The sequence below is a fragment of the Tenacibaculum sp. ZH5_bin.1 genome (genome assembly GCF_042865525.1).
GTDB classification, from domain to species: domain Bacteria; phylum Bacteroidota; class Bacteroidia; order Flavobacteriales; family Flavobacteriaceae; genus Polaribacter; species Polaribacter mesophilus.
In genome coordinates, this window is the sequence record NZ_JBEGIO010000001.1 from 1,474,002 (window position 1) to 1,491,760 (window position 17,759).

The window sequence follows — 17,759 nt, forward strand, 5'->3', positions numbered from 1 at the left end:
TAACTATTTTATAAAGTAATCTGTAAAACTATTTATTCAACTAAACGCTTAATTACTCTAAGTTTGTGTGTGTGTTGATGTGTATCAATATTATAAATACCGCTATGATCCAACTTGTCAATACGAACTTTTCCATGAGCGTGTATAATGTTGTAATCATTCATAATAATCCCAACATGGGTAATAATACCTTCTTCATTATCAAAAAAAGCTAAATCACCAGGCTCACTTTCCTCAATAAAACTCAAAACTTCACCTTGAGTTGCTTGTTCCTTTGCATCACGTAGAAGGTTGTATCCACATAATTTATATACTGTTTGAGTAAACCCAGAACAATCAATACCAAAAGGCGATTTACCTCCCCATAAATAAGGAACATTTAAGAATAAGAAAGCGGTTTCTACAATTGCAGATTTTGCTAGTTTACTATTGCATACTTTGCCCTCATATAAAAATGAGGAATTATTAATGTTAATTTTATTGTCTTTAAATAAAGGAAGTCGAGCTCCCATAGGAATAGTAGTTAAATTACTATTGTTATCAGTAATAAAATCAATTAATTCACCGGCATAGTGTTTTTTTTCTTTTAATAAAAGACTGTGTACCTCTACTGAAATTTCTTCATATTGTTTATTGTCAACATATCCTTGATAACCATCAAAAGCTAACCGTATTTTACTCCATTTTTTAGTTTTTTCTAAAACTTCAAAGTGCTCACCAAAAACAACTTGATTTACCATTTCTGAAGCATCAGAAGGCTCTGATCGAAGAGGTACAATACTTAAATTACAAATTCCGAAAGACATCTACTGGTTGGGGCTTTTAAAAAAATTATACTCTTTCAATAACCATTGCACTAGCACCACCACCACCGTTACAAATACCGGCAGCACCAATTTTAGCGTTATTTTGTTTTAAAATTGAAGTTAAAGCAATAATAATTCTAGCTCCAGAAACTCCTAATGGATGTCCTAATGAAACGGCACCACCATTAACATTTACTTTATCAGCAGATAACCCTAAGATTTTCATATTTGCTAATCCAACTACAGAGAATGCTTCGTTTAATTCAAAATAATCAACATCATCAATAGATACTCCAGCTTTAGCTAAAGCTTTAGGTAATGCTTTTGCAGGAGCTGTTGTAAACCATTTTGGTTCATGAGCAGCATCAGCATATCCTTTAATTTTTGCTAATGGAGTTAAGCCTAATTCAGCAGCTTTATCAGCAGACATTAATACTAAAGCAGCTCCTCCATCATTAATTGTGGAAGCATTAGCAGCAGTTACTGTACCTTCTTTCGTAAATGCAGGACGTAAAGCAGGTATTTTTTCCATTTTTACATTCTTGTATTCTTCATCTTCAGAAAAGATAATAGGCTCACCACGACGTTGAGGTATTTCAACAGGAACAACCTCATCTGCAAATTTTCCTTCGCTCCACGCTTTAGCAGAACGGTTATATGATTCAACTGCAAAAGCATCTTGATCCTCTCTTGAAAATTTATATTCAACAGCACATTCATCAGCACAAACTCCCATAGCTACTTGTTCGTAAGCATCCACTAATCCATCTTTCTGCATTCCATCTTCCATTTTAATAGGTCCAAATTTTGAACCTGTTCTGGCGTGTTGGTAATGAGGAATCATACTCATGTTTTCCATACCTCCAGCTACAACTATTTCGGCATCACCTAAAGCGATAGTTTGTGCAGCTAACATTATAGACTTCATTCCTGATGAACAAACTTTATTTACAGTAGTACAAGGCACAGTATCTGGTATTCCTGCAAAGATTGCCGCTTGACGAGCTGGAGCTTGTCCTAAACCTGCAGAAACAACATTACCCATAAAAACTTCTTCAACCATTTCTGGTTTTAGGTTAATTTTATCTAAAGCTCCTTTAATGGCTATAGCACCTAATTTAGGTGCAGGGGTAGTTGATAATGTTCCTAAAAAACTACCAATTGGAGTTCTTGCAACCGATACTATTACTACTTCTTTCATGTGCTACTATTTGTTAATTTTTTATTTATCCCAATAACCAAAAGTGACTAAAATAACAAAGCTGTTAAGTGCTTAATAATTATTTTCTGCTATTAATTTCATGTATTGGGTGAATTGTATTAAGATTTGTTTTGCGAAAATAACCATTTTATGCCAAGTACTCAAATAATAGAGAAAGGTTATATTTACATTTTATAAAGATCAAAAATGAACGACTTAATTAACAAACTGTACAAAAATAATACTGTAATTTACAAAGCATTATTGTTTTTGATTACGGTAATTGCTATAGTATATTTATTTCCTAAAGGTGGGCAGTTTAAGTACGATTTTAGACAAGGAAAACCTTGGCAATATGACAATTTATATGCTCCTTTTGATTTTGCTATTCAAAAAACTACAGAAGAAATAGAAGAGGAAAAAAACGAACTTAAAAATAGTTCAAAAAAATATTTTGTAGTTGATACATCGATTAAAGAAGAGGTAACTCATTCATTTACGAACCAAGTTAAGAGTATTGACTCATTATCAACAAACGTAATTAGAGACTTAATTAGAGAAGGAGAGAAGCTTATAAATAAAATTTACGTATATGGTTTTTTAGATGACGCAAGCATTGATAAAGCAGATAGAGAAGACGTGATTGTTTTACGTAAAGGAAACTCCATTGATGATGTTCTGTTTTCAAGGTTAGTACAGTCAAAAGATATTTTAAGCTTTTTAAGAACAAATACAGAGGGACTTCAGTACTATAAACAACGCCTGTTAATAAACTATTTGTCAAATAATTTGCGCCCTAACGTAACCTATGATTATAAATACAGTGAAAAGGAGTTAAATGAACGTTTTCAAGGTATTTCTTATGCTAAAGGAAAGGTTTCAAAAGGAGAATTAATTATTTTAAAAGGAGACATTGTTGAAGGAAGGAAATATAATGTCTTAAAGTCGTATGAAGTAGCGTCAAGCTCTAGAATTTGGACAAAATCTAATTATTATTGGATTGTATTCGGATACACAATTTTAGTAGCCTTGGCATTGTTAATGTTATTATTATTTTTAGAAAGATATAGGTTTGAGACTTTTAATGATAACAATAAAGTAACCTTTATTTTCTTCAATATCTTTTTAATGATTTTTGTACAAACTATGGTGGTAAAATACAATTCTGGTTATTTGTACGTAGTTCCGTTAAGTATTTTACCAATTGTACTAAAAGCTTTTTTTGATGCCAGATTAGGTTTATTTACTCATGTACTTACCGTATTGTTGTTAGGATTTATTGTACCCAATAGTTTTGAGTTTATTTACTTACACATTATTGCAGGGATTGTAACCATATTAACGGTTTCTGAATTGTATAAAAGAGCAAGTTTGTTTATGTCTATTGGACAAATAACGCTAATTTATATGGTTACTTATTTTGCCTTTTCTATTTTAAAAGAAGGGAATGCAGATAAGATAAATTGGATGTATTTTGGTCTATTTGCAGCTAACGGATTGTTATCGTTCTTAGCAGTGTTTTTTATCTATTTTTATGAAAAGCTTTTCGGATTGGTTTCTGATGTAACATTATTAGAGCTTTCTAATACAAATTCAAAACTATTAAGAGATTTAAATGAAAAAGCTCCAGGAACGTTCCAACATTCAATGCAGGTGGCTAATTTAGCTGAAGCAGCAGCGAATGAAATAGGAGCGAACTCTATGTTAGTAAGAACAGGAGCTTTGTATCATGATATTGGTAAAATGGTAAAACCAATGTATTTTACCGAAAATCAATCCACGGGAGTTAATCCACATAATGATTTATTACCAGTAGATAGTGCACGTATTATTTTAGATCATGTAATTAACGGAATAGAAATAGCAAAAAAATATAAACTACCAGATAGAATTATAGATTTTATTCGTACACACCATGGAACAAGCGTTACCTATTACTTTTATAAACAAGAACAAGAAAATAATCCAGATGTTAATATTCAGAAGTTTCAATACCAAGGTCCAATTCCGTTTTCAAAAGAAACAGCTATTTTAATGATGTGTGATGCAGCAGAAGCTGCTTCTAAAAGTTTAAAAAATCCGACAGCACAATCGATAGATGTATTAATTGATAGGATTATAGACAAGCAAAAAAACGATAATCAGTTCATAAATTCAGATATTACTTTTAGAGAGATAGAAAAAATTAAAAAAATTATAAAGAATAAGTTAATGAATATCTATCACTTACGTGTTGAGTATCCAGAATAGGTAATTTTTTTAGTGAAAAAATTTGTAGAAACGTATATATAGTTATACATTTGCACTCGCAATTTTTAATTCACGTTTCGACAAGAATTAAGGAGAGGTGGCAGAGTGGTAATGCAGCAGCCTGCTAAGCTGTCATCCTTCGGGATGCCCGGGTTCGAATCCCGGTCTCTCCGCAAAAAGTTGTAGATGACACTAATCGGGGTGTAGCGTAGCCCGGTCATCGCGCCTGCTTTGGGAGCAGGAGGTCGCAGGTTCGAATCCTGCCACCCCGACAAACAATGGTCGCGTAGCTCAGCTGGATAGAGCATCTGCCTTCTAAGCAGACGGTCACAGGTTCGAATCCTGTCGCGATCACAATAAGCCTTACTAGTTTTAGTAAGGCTTTTTTGTTTTTGTAGGTTTTATGGTGCTTACAAAGCTGTTTCTGTATTTTTACTAACTTCTTTATTTCTATCGATAATATCCTTTTATAGACCTTTTAAGGTGCACATTTAGGTGTACATGCTTTTTTGTTAAGGTGCACATTTTTTAAAATATTAAAATAATGAATAACAGTAAAATACATATACTATTTTTTATTCAAAAAAACAGAATAAATAAAAGAGGTAATAGTCCTATGAGATGTAGGATAACTTATAATAAACAGAGAAAAGATTTCTCTACAGGATTATTTATAAACCCAAATTATTGGGATAGCAAAAAACAAAAGCTTTTAGATAAAGCAGAAAAATCAAAAATTGTAAATACACAATTAAGCCTTATTAGTCAAAAGATTAATGAGGCTTTTTTATTACTGCAACTTCAACAAAAGGATTTTAATGTTGATGATATATACAGTCAATATAAAGGAGAAAATACCAGGGTAGAAAAGACCTTGTTAGAGTTATATGACATTCATAATGAACAAACCAAAAAACTTATAGGAATTGATTTTAAAGAAGTTTCATGGAATAGGTATGTAGAGAATAAGAGAAAGGTTGAAAAATTTATAAAATTCAAATACAAAAGAAATGATATAAAACTTAATAAACTTGATTTAAAATTTATTAAGGATTTGGAATATTATTTTAAAACAGAACTTAAATTAAGTCAAGCTACCATAAACAGAAGTTTACAAAGAGTGAAAAAGATAGTGCAATTTGGAATAGACGAGAATTATTTAGAGAAGAACCCTTTTTCCTTATATAAATCTACTAAACATAAGATTGAGTTAATCTATTTAACAACAGAAGAATTAAAAGATTTAGAAGAGTTTAAATTTAATCAAGTAAGATTAGCTCAAATAAGAGATTTATTTGTGTTTTGTTGTTATACAGGGCTGGCATATCAAGAAATGTCATCATTGAGAGCCAAGAATGTAGTTAAAGGTTTTGATAATGATTATTGGATTGAAATGTATAGACAAAAAACTAGCTCTAAAATAGCAATACCATTACTACCTAAAGCTAAGTTATTACTCGAAAAATATGGATATAATCTACCTAAAATATCTAATCAAAAGTTTAATTCTTATTTAAAGGAAATAGCAGATATTGTTGGGATTGATAAAAAAATGACTCATCATGTAGCTAGAAAAACTTTTGCCACTACAGTGTTGTTGTATAATGGTGTTTCTATGGAAGTAGTGTCAGAATTATTAGGACATTCAAGGTTACAAGTGACACAAGAGCATTATGCTAAAGTAGTTAGGAATAAAATTAGTAATGAAATTAAAACGCTACAGAATAAATTGTGATTGAGGAATTCCGTAATATAGAATTATCAAATATCAATAAATTTATAATTTAAAACTCAAATAGTTTATTATTTTTACGATTGAAAATAAAATATAGGTGTTTACTTATAACAAGCTCCTTAATCAGGAATCCGCCAAATTTCTTTAGAAATCACAGGGGCAGTACAATAAGTAGATACACACTCAATTCGGGTGTGTTATCTCTGTGCTGTTTGGTGTGGTTTAGGTTCTTGGCGGAGCCTCTGATTAGCTAAATAAGTAGGAGAGCACACCTTTCTTTTTTACTAACAACTCTGTTAGCTTCTCCACAGAAACAAATATTATTAATTATGAAAAATATTTTAATCTTATCATTAACTCTATTTACTTTATTATCATGTTCATCAGATGATGAAATGACAGATACAACCACAATTCTAGGAACTTGGAAATTAACCAGTCATTCAGATTTAACAACTCTTCCAGATTGCATGAAACAAACAACAATAACATTTGCAGAACATGGAATATTATCAGGAGAAATCTATGAACCCAATGGAGGAAATTGTGATAAAAACACCTTAAATGCAACCTATGAAAAAGAAACAGAAACCTTATATACAGTAATACTAGATAATGGTAATTCTAACACACAAGTAGATGCTGAATTAAGTACAAATAAGCTAATTTGGATAGAGAAAAGCCCAATCAAAACAAGAACTTTAGAATTCAAAAAACAATAAACAAATGAAAATAAACTATTTACCAACTATCATACTTTTATTCATTCTTTTAAGTTCATGTGTACCCAAAGAGAAATATGAAAAATTAAAAGAAGAAAAAATCGCTTTAGAAAAAACTAGAGATTCTTTATCATTTTGGTTAAGAATATCTGAAAAACAAAATAGGCGATACATCAAAGAATTGTCTAACATTAAGAAGAAAAAGAAAAAAACAATTAAAAAAGCCACAAAATATAGTAATGATGATGCTTTAAAGCATCTAAATGATTATTATAAATTTTACAGAAGAGACTACACTTTTAAAGAACCTAAAGTGAGAAGAAAAAGCAATAATGAATTTGTAATTTCCTTAAAAGAAGTAGACAATGAATTTAAAAATGTTGAACAATTTTATTCATCAAGAGTTTGTCTTTTAACAATTAACAATGATGGAACTTACATTTTAGATCTACATTATCAATAATGAAAATCAACATAAAAACAAAAGAATTATTCACTTATACAGGTGTATACATCAAAAAATTAGAATGTAAATATTACGTAGAAAAAAGTTATTTAACTAAGACGAACAATCCATTAACAATTGGAAATTGTGATATATGTCAAAAAGAGATTTATAACACACAGAACTTAACAGACCATGAGGTGCTACAATTAGTCAAAGAAAACCCTGATACTTTCCTATATATTGACTTAACACAAGAAAATGTTAGTATAACAATGCATAGGTTAAGTTATTTTCATGAACTAATGGGAGTTAGTCAAATAAAATGTAAGGATTGTAATTATAAAACTGATGAATTTCTTGTGCTTTTAAAATTTAATGTAAAAGACCCTCATCAATGTCAAAAATGTGGAATTATTTCAGAAACTAGTAAAGAGGTTTGTATGCATACTGATTCATTATCTAAAAAAGCACCTTTGTTTTGTATGGAGTGTAAGTCTACCAATGTAGAACCAATAATAAATTACATAGGTTAAACATGAAGCATAAACTAATCTTAATTTTTCTTTTAACATCAATCAATTTAGCTTCTCAAAATTTCAATGGAAAATATAAAAGTTACTTGACTAGTTTTAAAGACGAATTAGATAGTACTAAGAATTATAAAGAGAAAGCAGAGTTTAATCTTTTAATTACTGATAAGTATATAGCTATTCAAGATATAAGATTACCAGAAAAACTTCTTATATATAAATGTAAGAAACCTCTAAGAAAATTGTTTAATCTGTATGTAAAAGAAAAGTGTATCAATGAACACCTAGAAAATAATTCAACTTCTACAATTACATTTCATAAAAAAAGAAATAGACTTAATATTATGGTTTCAGATAATAATTCTAGCCAAATTTTCTTTAATATTGAAAAGTATTAGTAGATAAAATCAATGATTAAAGTAAACCCATTTACTGGGCAAAGAGAGTTCATAACACCAGTTGTTATTAAATCAATTAGCTCTACAGTCAATAAACTAAACAATGAAAAGGAGACTCCTTGGCAAAAGGCTACTGCTGAAATTACATATCCTAGTGGGGAAAAGCAAATAATTGATGTTACCTTATTTACAGCTACGTTAAAATCTAATCCTGAGTTATTTGCTGTAGGACAAACAGTTGATGCAGCTATTCAAATAGAAGGAGAGCATGCTGGTAAAGGTAAGTTACAGTTACCAGCATTAGAAGTAGCTGATGTTGAAGCTTTATTGACTGGAACAAGAAAACCAAATACTGTTAAGGAAATAAAAAAAATTGAATTACCAGATATAAAACAATCTATTAGCTCTGATAGTAGGCGTGATATAAATCAGCCTAAGAAGGTATATATAGATACTCCCATAGAAAAAGGTTGCATCACTACCTTGCTAATAGTATTCTGTTTATTCATTACAAGCTATGCATTAAGTGGAACAGTAAAACTTATTGGTTTTTTAGCATATCCACTTATAGGTATAATTGGATTAGCACTAGCTATGTTTATATGGCTTTTATTGTTTGGAGATAAAAAATAATTTTTTTTCAAAATTTTCAAAACACCTTATCTATCGTGAAAGCTAAGTAATCTAATATCACCCCCCACCCTTTTTTACCATTGCGGGATACCCCCGTGTTTAATGTTTAATCTTAAAATTTAAAATACTATGGTAAAAATTGTAGATTTTAAGACCTATGAAAGAAATGATGGGTCAGAATTTAATGTACTTATTGTACAAGGAGGAATTGAAGCTGTTAAAAGTCAAGAAACAGGAAAAACTTATTTTACAGCAAGAAAAACAAGTGTTCCAAGCACTTTTGACACAGCTACTTGTGAAAGTTTAGTTGGTACAGATTTTCCTGGAGCAATTAAAAAAGTAGATGTTGAACCGTATGAATATACAGTGCCTACAACAGGAGAAATTATTACACTTACACATAGCTATCAGTATGTAAGTGAAGAAGAAAACATTGTAAATAACAATGTTGTACATCAAGAGGTATTATAAAAATAAAGTTAGAGAGCTTCAGAAATGAGGCTCTTTTTTTATGTCTATAATTATGTCTTATAACCTATATAATTAAAAAACATAACTATAAAAATTATGCAATTACAAAAAGCGCAAAGACATCAAGTAAAATTAAGACTAGGATTATCAGGAGCTTCAGGATTTGGAAAAACTTATTCAGCTTTATTACTAGCCTATGGAATTACAGAAGATTGGAGTAAAATAGCTGTTGTAGATACAGAAAACAATAGTGCAAGTTTATACTCTCATTTAGGCAATTTCAATGTCTTAAACTTAAATGAACCTTATAGTCCAGAAAGATATATTCAAGCCATTAAAGTATGTGAAAATGCTAATATTGAGGTAATCATCATTGATAGTATTACTCATGAATGGAATGGTAAAGGAGGGTGTTTACAACTACATGAACAATTAGGAGGTAGATTTCAAGATTGGGCTAAAATAACCCCACGTCATAACGCATTTATAGATGCTATTCTTCAATCTAAATGTCATATAATCACAACAACAAGACGTAAGATAGATTATTCTTTAGACCAAGGAAATAACGGCAGAACAAAGGTTATTAAGCATGGTACAAAAGAAATTACAAGAGAAGGCTTTGAATATGAACTCACAGTAAATTTTGAGCTTATTAATGATCAGCATTTAGCCAAAGCTTCAAAAGATAGAACAGGTTTATTTATGAATAAACCAGAGTTTGTTATTGGAAAAGGAACAGGTAAGAAATTAATTCAATGGTGTAATCAAGGAATATCTATTGAACAAGCCAAACAAGAAATTGAAGAATGTACTACAGTAGAGGGCTTAAGACATTTGTATCAAAAATATAGTGGATTGCAAAAAGAACTTCATCAAGCAATAGTACAACGTAAAGAAACTATTGAAAATGTAAGTAGCCAAGTAGTAAAAGATAACCAAATTGTAAAATCATCAGAAAATGGAATTAATAGCCAATAATAATCCAAGTCAAATGATACAAAACGCATCAGAAATCATCCAAAAACCATCAAGTAAATTTATTGAAGCAAATACTACAGAAGTTACATTAGAACACATCAAAAAAGATTGTATAATTCCTGTTTTTGCAAAAGACAATGAAACTACTATTTCTCATTTTGAGTTTATTGATGCTACTAAAGAGATAGCACAATCAATATTATCAAATACAATTTCAGAACCAGTTATTAGAGTTTCTCATCAAATTAAAGGTAGAATTCCAAGTGCTATTGGTAAACCTGTTAAAGAACTAAAAGACCACGAAAAAACTATTTATTACGAGAGAATGGCTTTTATGATGGAAGTTCCTAATAGACAAGTGGTAGTTAATAATCAAATTCTAAATCTCACCATTGGTGGAGTTAGAGCTTATAATCAAGAAAATTTATTCTCTAAAAAATCTATTGAAAAGTTTAAAGTCTTTATTGGTTTTAAAAATACTGTATGCACAAACCTTTGCATTAGTACAGATGGATTGAAATCAGAAATTAGAATAAGTAGTATTGTTGAATTGCAAGAAGCTATAAAGACCCTCATATTAAATTATAATGAAGAAGCTCATTTAGGTAACATGGAAATAATGAGTAAGTATTCTTTGAAAGAAGAACAGTTTGCTCACCTAATTGGAAAAATGAAAATGTATCATTTTCTAAATAAAAAAGACAAGCAAGGTAAATTTCCTTTACAGTTGACAGATTCACAAATCTCAACGGTAGTTAAAGATTACTTTACTGATAATAATTTCTGTAGAAATGAAAATGAAATGATTGACTTGTGGAGTATTTATAATTTATTTACTGAAGCTAATAAATCATCTTACATAGATAATTGTTTAGAACGAAACGTTAATGCATACGAGTTCATGCAAAACATAGGTAATTCTTTGCAAAATGGAACTTATAATTGGTTTCTTCATAATTATAATATAGCTATTTCATAAAATAAAATAGCACAGAACCTTATATATAATAATATCAAAATGAATGATAAAGAATTGGCTGAATTACTGAAATATAGCAACCCTAAAGAACTTTATATTGTTACTTGGAACAACTTATTAAAGATACTGTTTTGTCCTTTTAAAGTAAGTGTATTGAATGATATTGGAGATTTAAAAAAGAATCAAATTGTATGGGTGGAAGAAGTGAAAGTAACATCGGAACTGAAGACTGTTTATATAATAAAAGGTAAGGCTTACTATTATCATCATTTTGATATTCTCATTTAGTAACATAGCTGTTGTGCTGTATTTTTATCCACAGGGAGTTTTTGAGACGGTTCAGCTTTAACAAAATACCACTGAAAAATAATTTTTTAAATTTAATTCAATAAATTAACGTTTTTAATGAAAATAATTTAATAAAAATTTGCTTATGTTGATTATTTTTTGTATATTTGCAATAGGTTTTAAGATGAATGGAGAAGAAGTATTGAGAAGTGATGAAAATCTTAAAAAGCCTAAAAATATACTTGCATTTAGACACCTATCTAAACTTACTCTTTTCCTTTCTCATTTTACTTAAATTTAGTTTGACTGTATTGACTAGCTTGACTAAAATCTTGTCTTTATAGTCTGTAATATTAATTTTTAAAATGTTAATAATGAAAAAGATAATACCAACAAGAGGAATTGATTTAATCAATAAATATAAAGATATACCAGAACCTAAAGTCTTATGGAATGGAATTATTGAAGGAGCATCGGGACTAATAACAGGTGTAGGAAAAACAGGAAAAACCACATTTGCAGAAAATTTAGCTATTGCTTTCGCGTCTGGAAAAAAAGAGTTTTTTGGATTTGAATTAGATGGAAAACCAAGAAAAGTTTTATTTGTAAACCTGGAAGAAAAAGCATTTAGAATTGTTAGACGCAATAAAAAAATGATAAATTCTTTATCAAAGGAACAATTTAAAAACTATGCAAATAACTATTATATAGGTAGGGAAGATTTTCCAGAATATCTTTTAGAAGAAAAAGACTGGTCGGCAATTAGAAACTATATTTTACAAATAAAACCAGAAATAGTTTTCTTAGATAGTTTAACACATATGTGCATTGGTGAAGTTGAAAAAAGCGCAGTAGCTCAAAAATTCACACAAATGTTTAAAAAGTACTTTTTATCTATTGATGGCATAACATTTTTTACAATTCATCACAACACTAAGGGAAATGATAAGCCTATGAGTCAGGATAGTATATCTGGTAGTAGAATAATTACACAAGAGTTTGATTTTGCTTTGAGCCTAGGTAATATTCCAACAGCAAGAGGAGGAAATTATTGCACAATGATATATAATAAAGATGCTATAAAGGATAATACTAAAGCGTATTTATATCGTTTTAACCAAGATAGTTGGGTTGAAAATGTAGGAACTGAAAATGTATTCAATTTATATAAAGATGCCAAGTTAGATGGTAGAACAGATAATAAAAATAAAGATAGAGTTTATGACTTCATCCAAAGTCAAGATAGTCAAGGTAGTCTAACTATTTCAACTTCCATTCTACAAAATAAATTTGTTAAAACCAGTACAATGTCTAAGCAAACTTTATATACTTGTTTAAATAAGTTAGAGTCAGAAGATTTGATTGAAAAAGAAGAAAAAGGGATTTATAAATTAAAAATGAAGAAGAGCAATGAAAGGGATAATTTACAAAGTAACCAATAAAGAGAATGATATGGTTTATATTGGGGCAACGACAAAAACAATAGAAGAAAGAAAAAAAGACCATGTTCAAAAATCTAGCACAGGTAAAAAAGCCAAATTTTACAATGCAATATTTACTTATGGAGCTAAAGCTTTTACATGGGAACAGATTGATACCGCTAAAAATTCTAATGAATTAGCACAAAAAGAGAAAAATTATATTTTAGAATATAACTCAAAAGAACAAGGTTTTAATTCAGACAGAGGAGGAGGCTTTGAAAAGAAAGTATTTCAGTATGATTTGAAAGGTAATTTAGTAACAAGTTATATTTCACTAACAAAAGCTTCACAAGAGAATAAAGCCTCTAAACAATGTATAAGTAGAGCTTGTTTAAGTACAAATAAACTGTATAATAACTTCTATTGGAGTTACACTTACAAAGAACCTTTTAAACCAGATACAGACAATAGAAAAAAGGTAGTTTATCAATATACTTTAGATGGGGAGTATATTGCAGAATATGTTTCTGTAGCTGAAGCATCAAGGCAAACAGGTTTTAATAAAACTAGCATTGCAAAAGTGTGTAGAGGAGAACGAAATAAATGTGGTAATTATTTTTGGGTGTATTAAAAGTAAAGGAGGTATTTATTTACCTCCTTTTTTACTTAATTCGTATTCTTTATAAATCTTTTGCGCTACAGATTTGCTGACTTGAAATTCCGTGTCTTTAAGTTCATCTTCTATTTTTCTGAAAGAAAAACCCTTTTCACGCAATTGTATTATTTTATTCTTTATTTTATCATTATTGGATTTGTTTTCTGAAATATAGCTTCTTTGTCCTGAGTTTGAAAAAACTAAATTATAATCAAAGTTTAATATATGAGATTTTGCTTTTTCTTTATTTTCAAGAAAGTTTGCTTTTAACACCCATAACTCTTTTTGATTTTTTACTTTTAGGTTGTTTCTTATTTCAATAACAGCTCTCATTTTTGCTTCAAAAGCTTGTGAACCTATTACACTATCCTTTGAAGGCTTGTTGTATTGTGTTTTCTTACCTGTATGATGTAAAAAGACTATTAAACAATCATTTTTTTTAGCTAATGTATCATACTTATTAAGGAATTTTCTAACTTGAGTATTAGCGTTAATTTCTCCTGTAAATACATCGGTAAAAGCGTCTATAATAATTAAATCTACAGGTGCTTCAGATAAAGATTCTTCTAAATCCCTATACAGGTTTTCTGAATCAAAAATAAACTTCAAGTTTTGTATAAGGTCTATATCATCTTCACTATTGCAGATATTTTTAACTTGTTTCCTTATTGAGTAACTAACACTAAAAGGTCCATCTTCAGTACTAACATAGATAACTTTATTATGCTTAGCTTTGATTTTAAAACCTAAAAAATCATCTTTTTTTAGTGCAATAGATAATGCTAATTGTCTTAAAAATGTGGACTTACCTGTATCAGATGTTCCAACTAAAGATGCCAACCCAGTTTTTTGAAAAAAGGGTTCAACTAACTTAGGTACTTTTTCAATATTTAAATTGAATAAATCAAGAGCAGAAAAAACAGCTTTATCATTTATATCTAATATTTGCTTTTTAATATTCTCTCTATCTTTAGATGACTCTTTAATGGCTTCTAAATCAATTCCAAACATTGATAAGTCAGCTTTAGGAACTTTCATAGCTTCCATTTCTTTAAAAATAGAATCTTCCATCATTTTTTGAGAAGGATCACTTGAGGCTATTTCATTAAGCAACATATTATGTTCACTTAAGTTATGTATATCATCAGTTATTTTTTGTAATTCTTTGTTAGGAGCTTGAGATGAAACAGTTATTTCTGATTTATTTTCTTCCATAAAAAATGTGTCCATTTTTATTATATATATAAGGACAGGACAATATAAACTTTTTATTTTTTTTTAAATAAAAATTAATTATAGTTGTATTTTGGCTGTGATATGAAAAAAAGAAATAATATACACCAACAACTTGCAATAGATACTACTGAAGGTCCTGTTTTAATTATAGCAGGTCCAGGTGCAGGTAAAACTAGAACATTAGTAGAAAGAACAGTTAATCTTATACAAAAAGGGACTAAACCAGAAGAAATTTTAGTGGCAACATTTACTGAAAAAGCTGCTAAAGAATTAGTTACTCGTATTTCTAATAGACTACTAGAATTAGAGATTAAGGTAAATCTCAATGAAATGTATATTGGAACATTGCATTCAATCTTCTTAAGATTTCTAGAAGAATATAGAGAATTTACTAGATTAAAAAGAAGTTATAGATTACTGGACCAATTTGACCAGAAATTTTTCTTGTATCAAAATATGAGAGATTTTGTAGCAATTGAAAATTCAGAAGAAATTTTAGGAGGACATAATTTATCTAGTTGGCATAAAGCAGATAAATTAATCAATTATATAAATAAAGTTGGTGAGGAAAATTTAGACTATGAAGAACTAATCAGTGCTGAAGATGCTAATATTTCTGTTATTGGTGAGTTTTATAAACTATACATAGAAAAACTAAATGAAGAAAATGCGTTGGACTTTTCTTCAATCCAAAGTGAAACCTATAACCTTTTAAAAAACAATCAAAAAGTATTAGATGAGATACTCTCAAAAATAAAGTACTTTATGATTGATGAGTATCAAGACACTAATACTATTCAAGAGAAAATTGTTTTACTTCTGGCTTCAAAAAATAATAATATTTGTGTTGTAGGTGATGATGACCAAGGGTTATACAGATTTAGAGGTGCTACTATTAGAAATATCTTAGAATTTCCTGATAACTTTCAGAAAGGTGATTGTAAGGAAATTAAAATAACTACAAACTATAGGTCACATCCAGAGATAATAAATTTTTATAATAATTGGATGGATGAGTTGGATTGGACTAAAGAGGATAGGACATTTAGGTTTGACAAAACAATTGTACCTCGTGAAGATAATTTTATTAAAGCACCTACAGTAATTAAAGTATCTAGTGAAGCATCGTTACACCATTATTTTGAGGAAGTATATCAATTTATAATAGAACTTGAAAATAAAGGAGTCTTAAAGGATAGAAATCAAATTGCATTTTTATTTAAGTCTGTAAAAGGTGAAAGAGTTAATGCTCTAGCAGAATATTTAGAAGAAAGAGGAATTAAGGTGTTTAGTCCACGTTCTGCACTATTTTTTGAAAGAGAAGAAATTAGATTATTAATTGGTGCTATAGTTTTCATTTTCCCAGATTTATTTGATGTTTTAGCGTGGAGTGATACTGCTAAACTAGATATCTGGAAATATTATGATTCTTGTAAAAGGCAGTTTGGTAATGCAATAAGAGAGGATTTAGAGAAACATAAGGCTTTATTACAATGGTGTCAAGATAAAGCTAAAAGACACCTTACTTTAACTGAAGGTACAAATTACAGTCTAGCTGCTTTGGTGTATCAGCTACTAGAATTTTCAATGTTTTCAGATTATCTAAATGTAGATATGAAGGCTAATAAAACAGACTTAAGAGCTTCTTACAATATAGCTTTATTTACAAAGTTACTTTGGAAGTTTGAGTACCTGTACAATGTAACTGTAATAACTCCTGAAAATAAGGAGAAAGTTCTTCAAAATCTATTCAATAGATTTTTTAGATTTTTAAATGATGGTGGTTTAGAGGAGTTTGAAGATTTTGATGAATATGCTCCTTCAGGTTGTGTATCTTTTATGACTATTCACCAATCTAAAGGGTTAGAGTTTCCTATTGTATTTGTAGGAATGCCTACTAATAGGCAAGGTCCAAGAAAACAATATGATGATGTAGATGAATTATTACAAGAAGAATACTACCACAAACCACCTTTTGAGCCTTTAGAAGAAGTAAAATATTATGATTTTTGGAGGTTGTATTATACTGCATTTTCAAGACCTCAGAATGTATTAGTTCTAGGTAATTATGAAACAAGAAATTCTAAAGGAAAAGTTAATTCACCTCATAAATTATTACAGGATAGTTATAATAAAGCTCCTCATTGGAGAAATGAAAGTGTAGATATTACAAAGTATGATTTGGCTGAAATTAAGCCTACCAATATAAAACACGAATATTCTTTTACTTCTCATATTTTACTTTATGAAAACTGCCCTTTACAATATAAATTCTATAAAGAACTAGAGTTTACAGAAGTAAGAACTGGGGGTGTTTTAGGGGGACAATTATTACATCAAACAATAGAAGATATTCATAAAGCTGTACTAAAAGACGAAGTACATACATTAACTAATGATAATATTGAAGCTTGGTTCAACACTAATTATCATTTGCTTACTAAACAACAAAAATCTTATTTACATTTGCCACAGAGAAAGGCATTACTTAAACAAATCTTAAATTACAGAGATAAGAATAGTAATGATTGGGATAAAATTGTAGAAGCAGAAGTTGATGTATCACTTGTTAAAGAGGATTACATTCTAAAAGGTACAATAGACCTTATTAGAGGGGAGAATAATACAGTTGAGCTTATAGATTTTAAATCTGGTAGCAAACCAGATGTTAATGCTACAGATGAGCTTACAAGGGGGTTATTAGATAGGTATAGAAGACAATTAGAAGTATATGCACATTTAGTTGAAGAAAGAACAGGACACAAAGTAAGTAAGATGCATTTACACTATCCTAAAGAAGAAAATAGTAGTCCTTACATCACTTTTAATAAAAATGAACATACTATTAGTAAGACTGTAGAATCTTTTGATGAAATAGTTGAAAAAATAGAGAGCAAAAATTTTGACAACTCTCACATTATTAAAAATGACAAGCAATGTGGTGAATGTGACATGAGATTTTACTGCAACCCAAAACATAATAGAAATTAAGATAATAAACCATT

17 protein-coding genes and 3 tRNA genes are annotated in these 17,759 nt (G+C 29.3%); 17 read left to right on the forward strand and 3 right to left on the reverse strand.

Annotated elements, in window-relative coordinates; all coding sequences use genetic code 11:
• Positions 1–32: 32 nt before the first annotated feature.
• Entirely contained in the window at positions 33–806 is a 774-nt protein-coding gene (locus ABHQ57_RS06815; protein WP_073181379.1) for a C40 family peptidase, read from the reverse strand.
• 25 nt (positions 807–831) lie between these two features.
• On the reverse strand, positions 832–2,007 hold the full coding sequence (locus ABHQ57_RS06820; RefSeq protein ID WP_073181378.1) for an acetyl-CoA C-acyltransferase: 1,176 nt from the start codon (positions 2,005–2,007) through the stop codon (positions 832–834).
• A 207-nt stretch (positions 2,008–2,214) separates the two neighbouring features.
• On the opposite strand from ABHQ57_RS06820, the gene ABHQ57_RS06825 reads away from it, so the two are divergent.
• From ABHQ57_RS06825 to ABHQ57_RS06900, 16 genes are all read left to right on the forward strand, one after another.
• Positions 2,215–4,257: an HD family phosphohydrolase gene (locus ABHQ57_RS06825; RefSeq protein WP_073181377.1), complete on the forward strand. Its 2,043-nt coding sequence runs from the start codon at positions 2,215–2,217 to the stop codon at positions 4,255–4,257.
• A 91-nt stretch (positions 4,258–4,348) separates the two neighbouring features.
• Positions 4,349–4,430: transfer RNA gene (locus ABHQ57_RS06830), tRNA-Ser, on the forward strand.
• Between the two features lie 24 nt (positions 4,431–4,454).
• A tRNA-Pro gene (locus ABHQ57_RS06835) sits at positions 4,455–4,529 on the forward strand.
• A gap of 8 nt (positions 4,530–4,537) precedes the next feature.
• Positions 4,538–4,611 (forward strand) — tRNA-Arg (locus tag ABHQ57_RS06840).
• Between the two features lie 190 nt (positions 4,612–4,801).
• On the forward strand, positions 4,802–5,992 hold the full coding sequence (locus ABHQ57_RS06845; protein ID WP_389862909.1) for a tyrosine-type recombinase/integrase: 1,191 nt from the start codon (positions 4,802–4,804) through the stop codon (positions 5,990–5,992).
• Between the two features lie 329 nt (positions 5,993–6,321).
• Positions 6,322–6,714 (forward strand): lipocalin family protein, encoded by a 393-nt coding sequence (locus ABHQ57_RS06850; RefSeq protein ID WP_389862911.1) that lies wholly within the window; start codon positions 6,322–6,324, stop codon positions 6,712–6,714.
• A 4-nt stretch (positions 6,715–6,718) separates the two neighbouring features.
• The gene (locus ABHQ57_RS06855; protein ID WP_159295519.1) at positions 6,719–7,177 is read left to right on the forward strand and encodes a hypothetical protein; all 459 of its coding nucleotides are present in this window, start codon (positions 6,719–6,721) and stop codon (positions 7,175–7,177) included.
• Positions 7,177–7,695: a hypothetical protein gene (locus ABHQ57_RS06860; RefSeq protein WP_389862914.1), complete on the forward strand. Its 519-nt coding sequence runs from the start codon at positions 7,177–7,179 to the stop codon at positions 7,693–7,695. The genes ABHQ57_RS06855 and ABHQ57_RS06860 overlap by 1 nt, the downstream gene beginning before the upstream one ends.
• A gap of 2 nt (positions 7,696–7,697) precedes the next feature.
• Entirely contained in the window at positions 7,698–8,090 is a 393-nt protein-coding gene (locus ABHQ57_RS06865) for a hypothetical protein (protein WP_389862917.1), read from the forward strand.
• Positions 8,091–8,102: 12 nt separating this feature from the next.
• Positions 8,103–8,723, forward strand: coding sequence for a hypothetical protein (locus tag ABHQ57_RS06870; RefSeq protein ID WP_389862920.1), 621 nt, complete (start codon positions 8,103–8,105; stop codon positions 8,721–8,723).
• Between the two features lie 129 nt (positions 8,724–8,852).
• On the forward strand, positions 8,853–9,194 hold the full coding sequence (locus tag ABHQ57_RS06875; protein ID WP_389862922.1) for a hypothetical protein: 342 nt from the start codon (positions 8,853–8,855) through the stop codon (positions 9,192–9,194).
• 96 nt (positions 9,195–9,290) lie between these two features.
• Positions 9,291–10,175 carry an AAA family ATPase gene (locus ABHQ57_RS06880; protein WP_389862925.1) on the forward strand — a complete coding sequence of 295 codons (885 nt, stop codon included), beginning with the start codon at positions 9,291–9,293 and terminating at the stop codon, positions 10,173–10,175.
• Positions 10,156–11,154 carry a DUF3871 family protein gene (locus ABHQ57_RS06885; RefSeq protein WP_389862928.1) on the forward strand — a complete coding sequence of 333 codons (999 nt, stop codon included), beginning with the start codon at positions 10,156–10,158 and terminating at the stop codon, positions 11,152–11,154. Before ABHQ57_RS06880 ends, ABHQ57_RS06885 begins: the two co-directional genes overlap by 20 nt.
• A 39-nt stretch (positions 11,155–11,193) precedes the next feature.
• Complete coding sequence (locus ABHQ57_RS06890) at positions 11,194–11,442, forward strand: hypothetical protein (RefSeq protein ID WP_389862932.1); 249 nt, start codon at positions 11,194–11,196, stop codon at positions 11,440–11,442.
• A 374-nt stretch (positions 11,443–11,816) separates the two neighbouring features.
• Entirely contained in the window at positions 11,817–12,884 is a 1,068-nt protein-coding gene (locus ABHQ57_RS06895; protein ID WP_389862936.1) for an AAA family ATPase, read from the forward strand.
• Entirely contained in the window at positions 12,853–13,494 is a 642-nt protein-coding gene (locus ABHQ57_RS06900) for an NUMOD1 domain-containing DNA-binding protein (protein WP_389862939.1), read from the forward strand. The genes ABHQ57_RS06895 and ABHQ57_RS06900 overlap by 32 nt, the downstream gene beginning before the upstream one ends.
• A 15-nt stretch (positions 13,495–13,509) precedes the next feature.
• Here the strand turns inward: ABHQ57_RS06900 and ABHQ57_RS06905 are convergent, their stop codons facing one another.
• Positions 13,510–14,748, reverse strand: a complete 1,239-nt coding sequence (locus tag ABHQ57_RS06905; RefSeq protein WP_389862942.1) for an AAA family ATPase — start codon at positions 14,746–14,748, stop codon at positions 13,510–13,512.
• Positions 14,749–14,835: 87 nt separating this feature from the next.
• On the opposite strand from ABHQ57_RS06905, the gene ABHQ57_RS06910 reads away from it, so the two are divergent.
• Positions 14,836–17,745, forward strand: a complete 2,910-nt coding sequence (locus ABHQ57_RS06910) for an ATP-dependent helicase (RefSeq protein ID WP_389862945.1) — start codon at positions 14,836–14,838, stop codon at positions 17,743–17,745.
• Positions 17,746–17,759 lie beyond the last annotated feature (14 nt).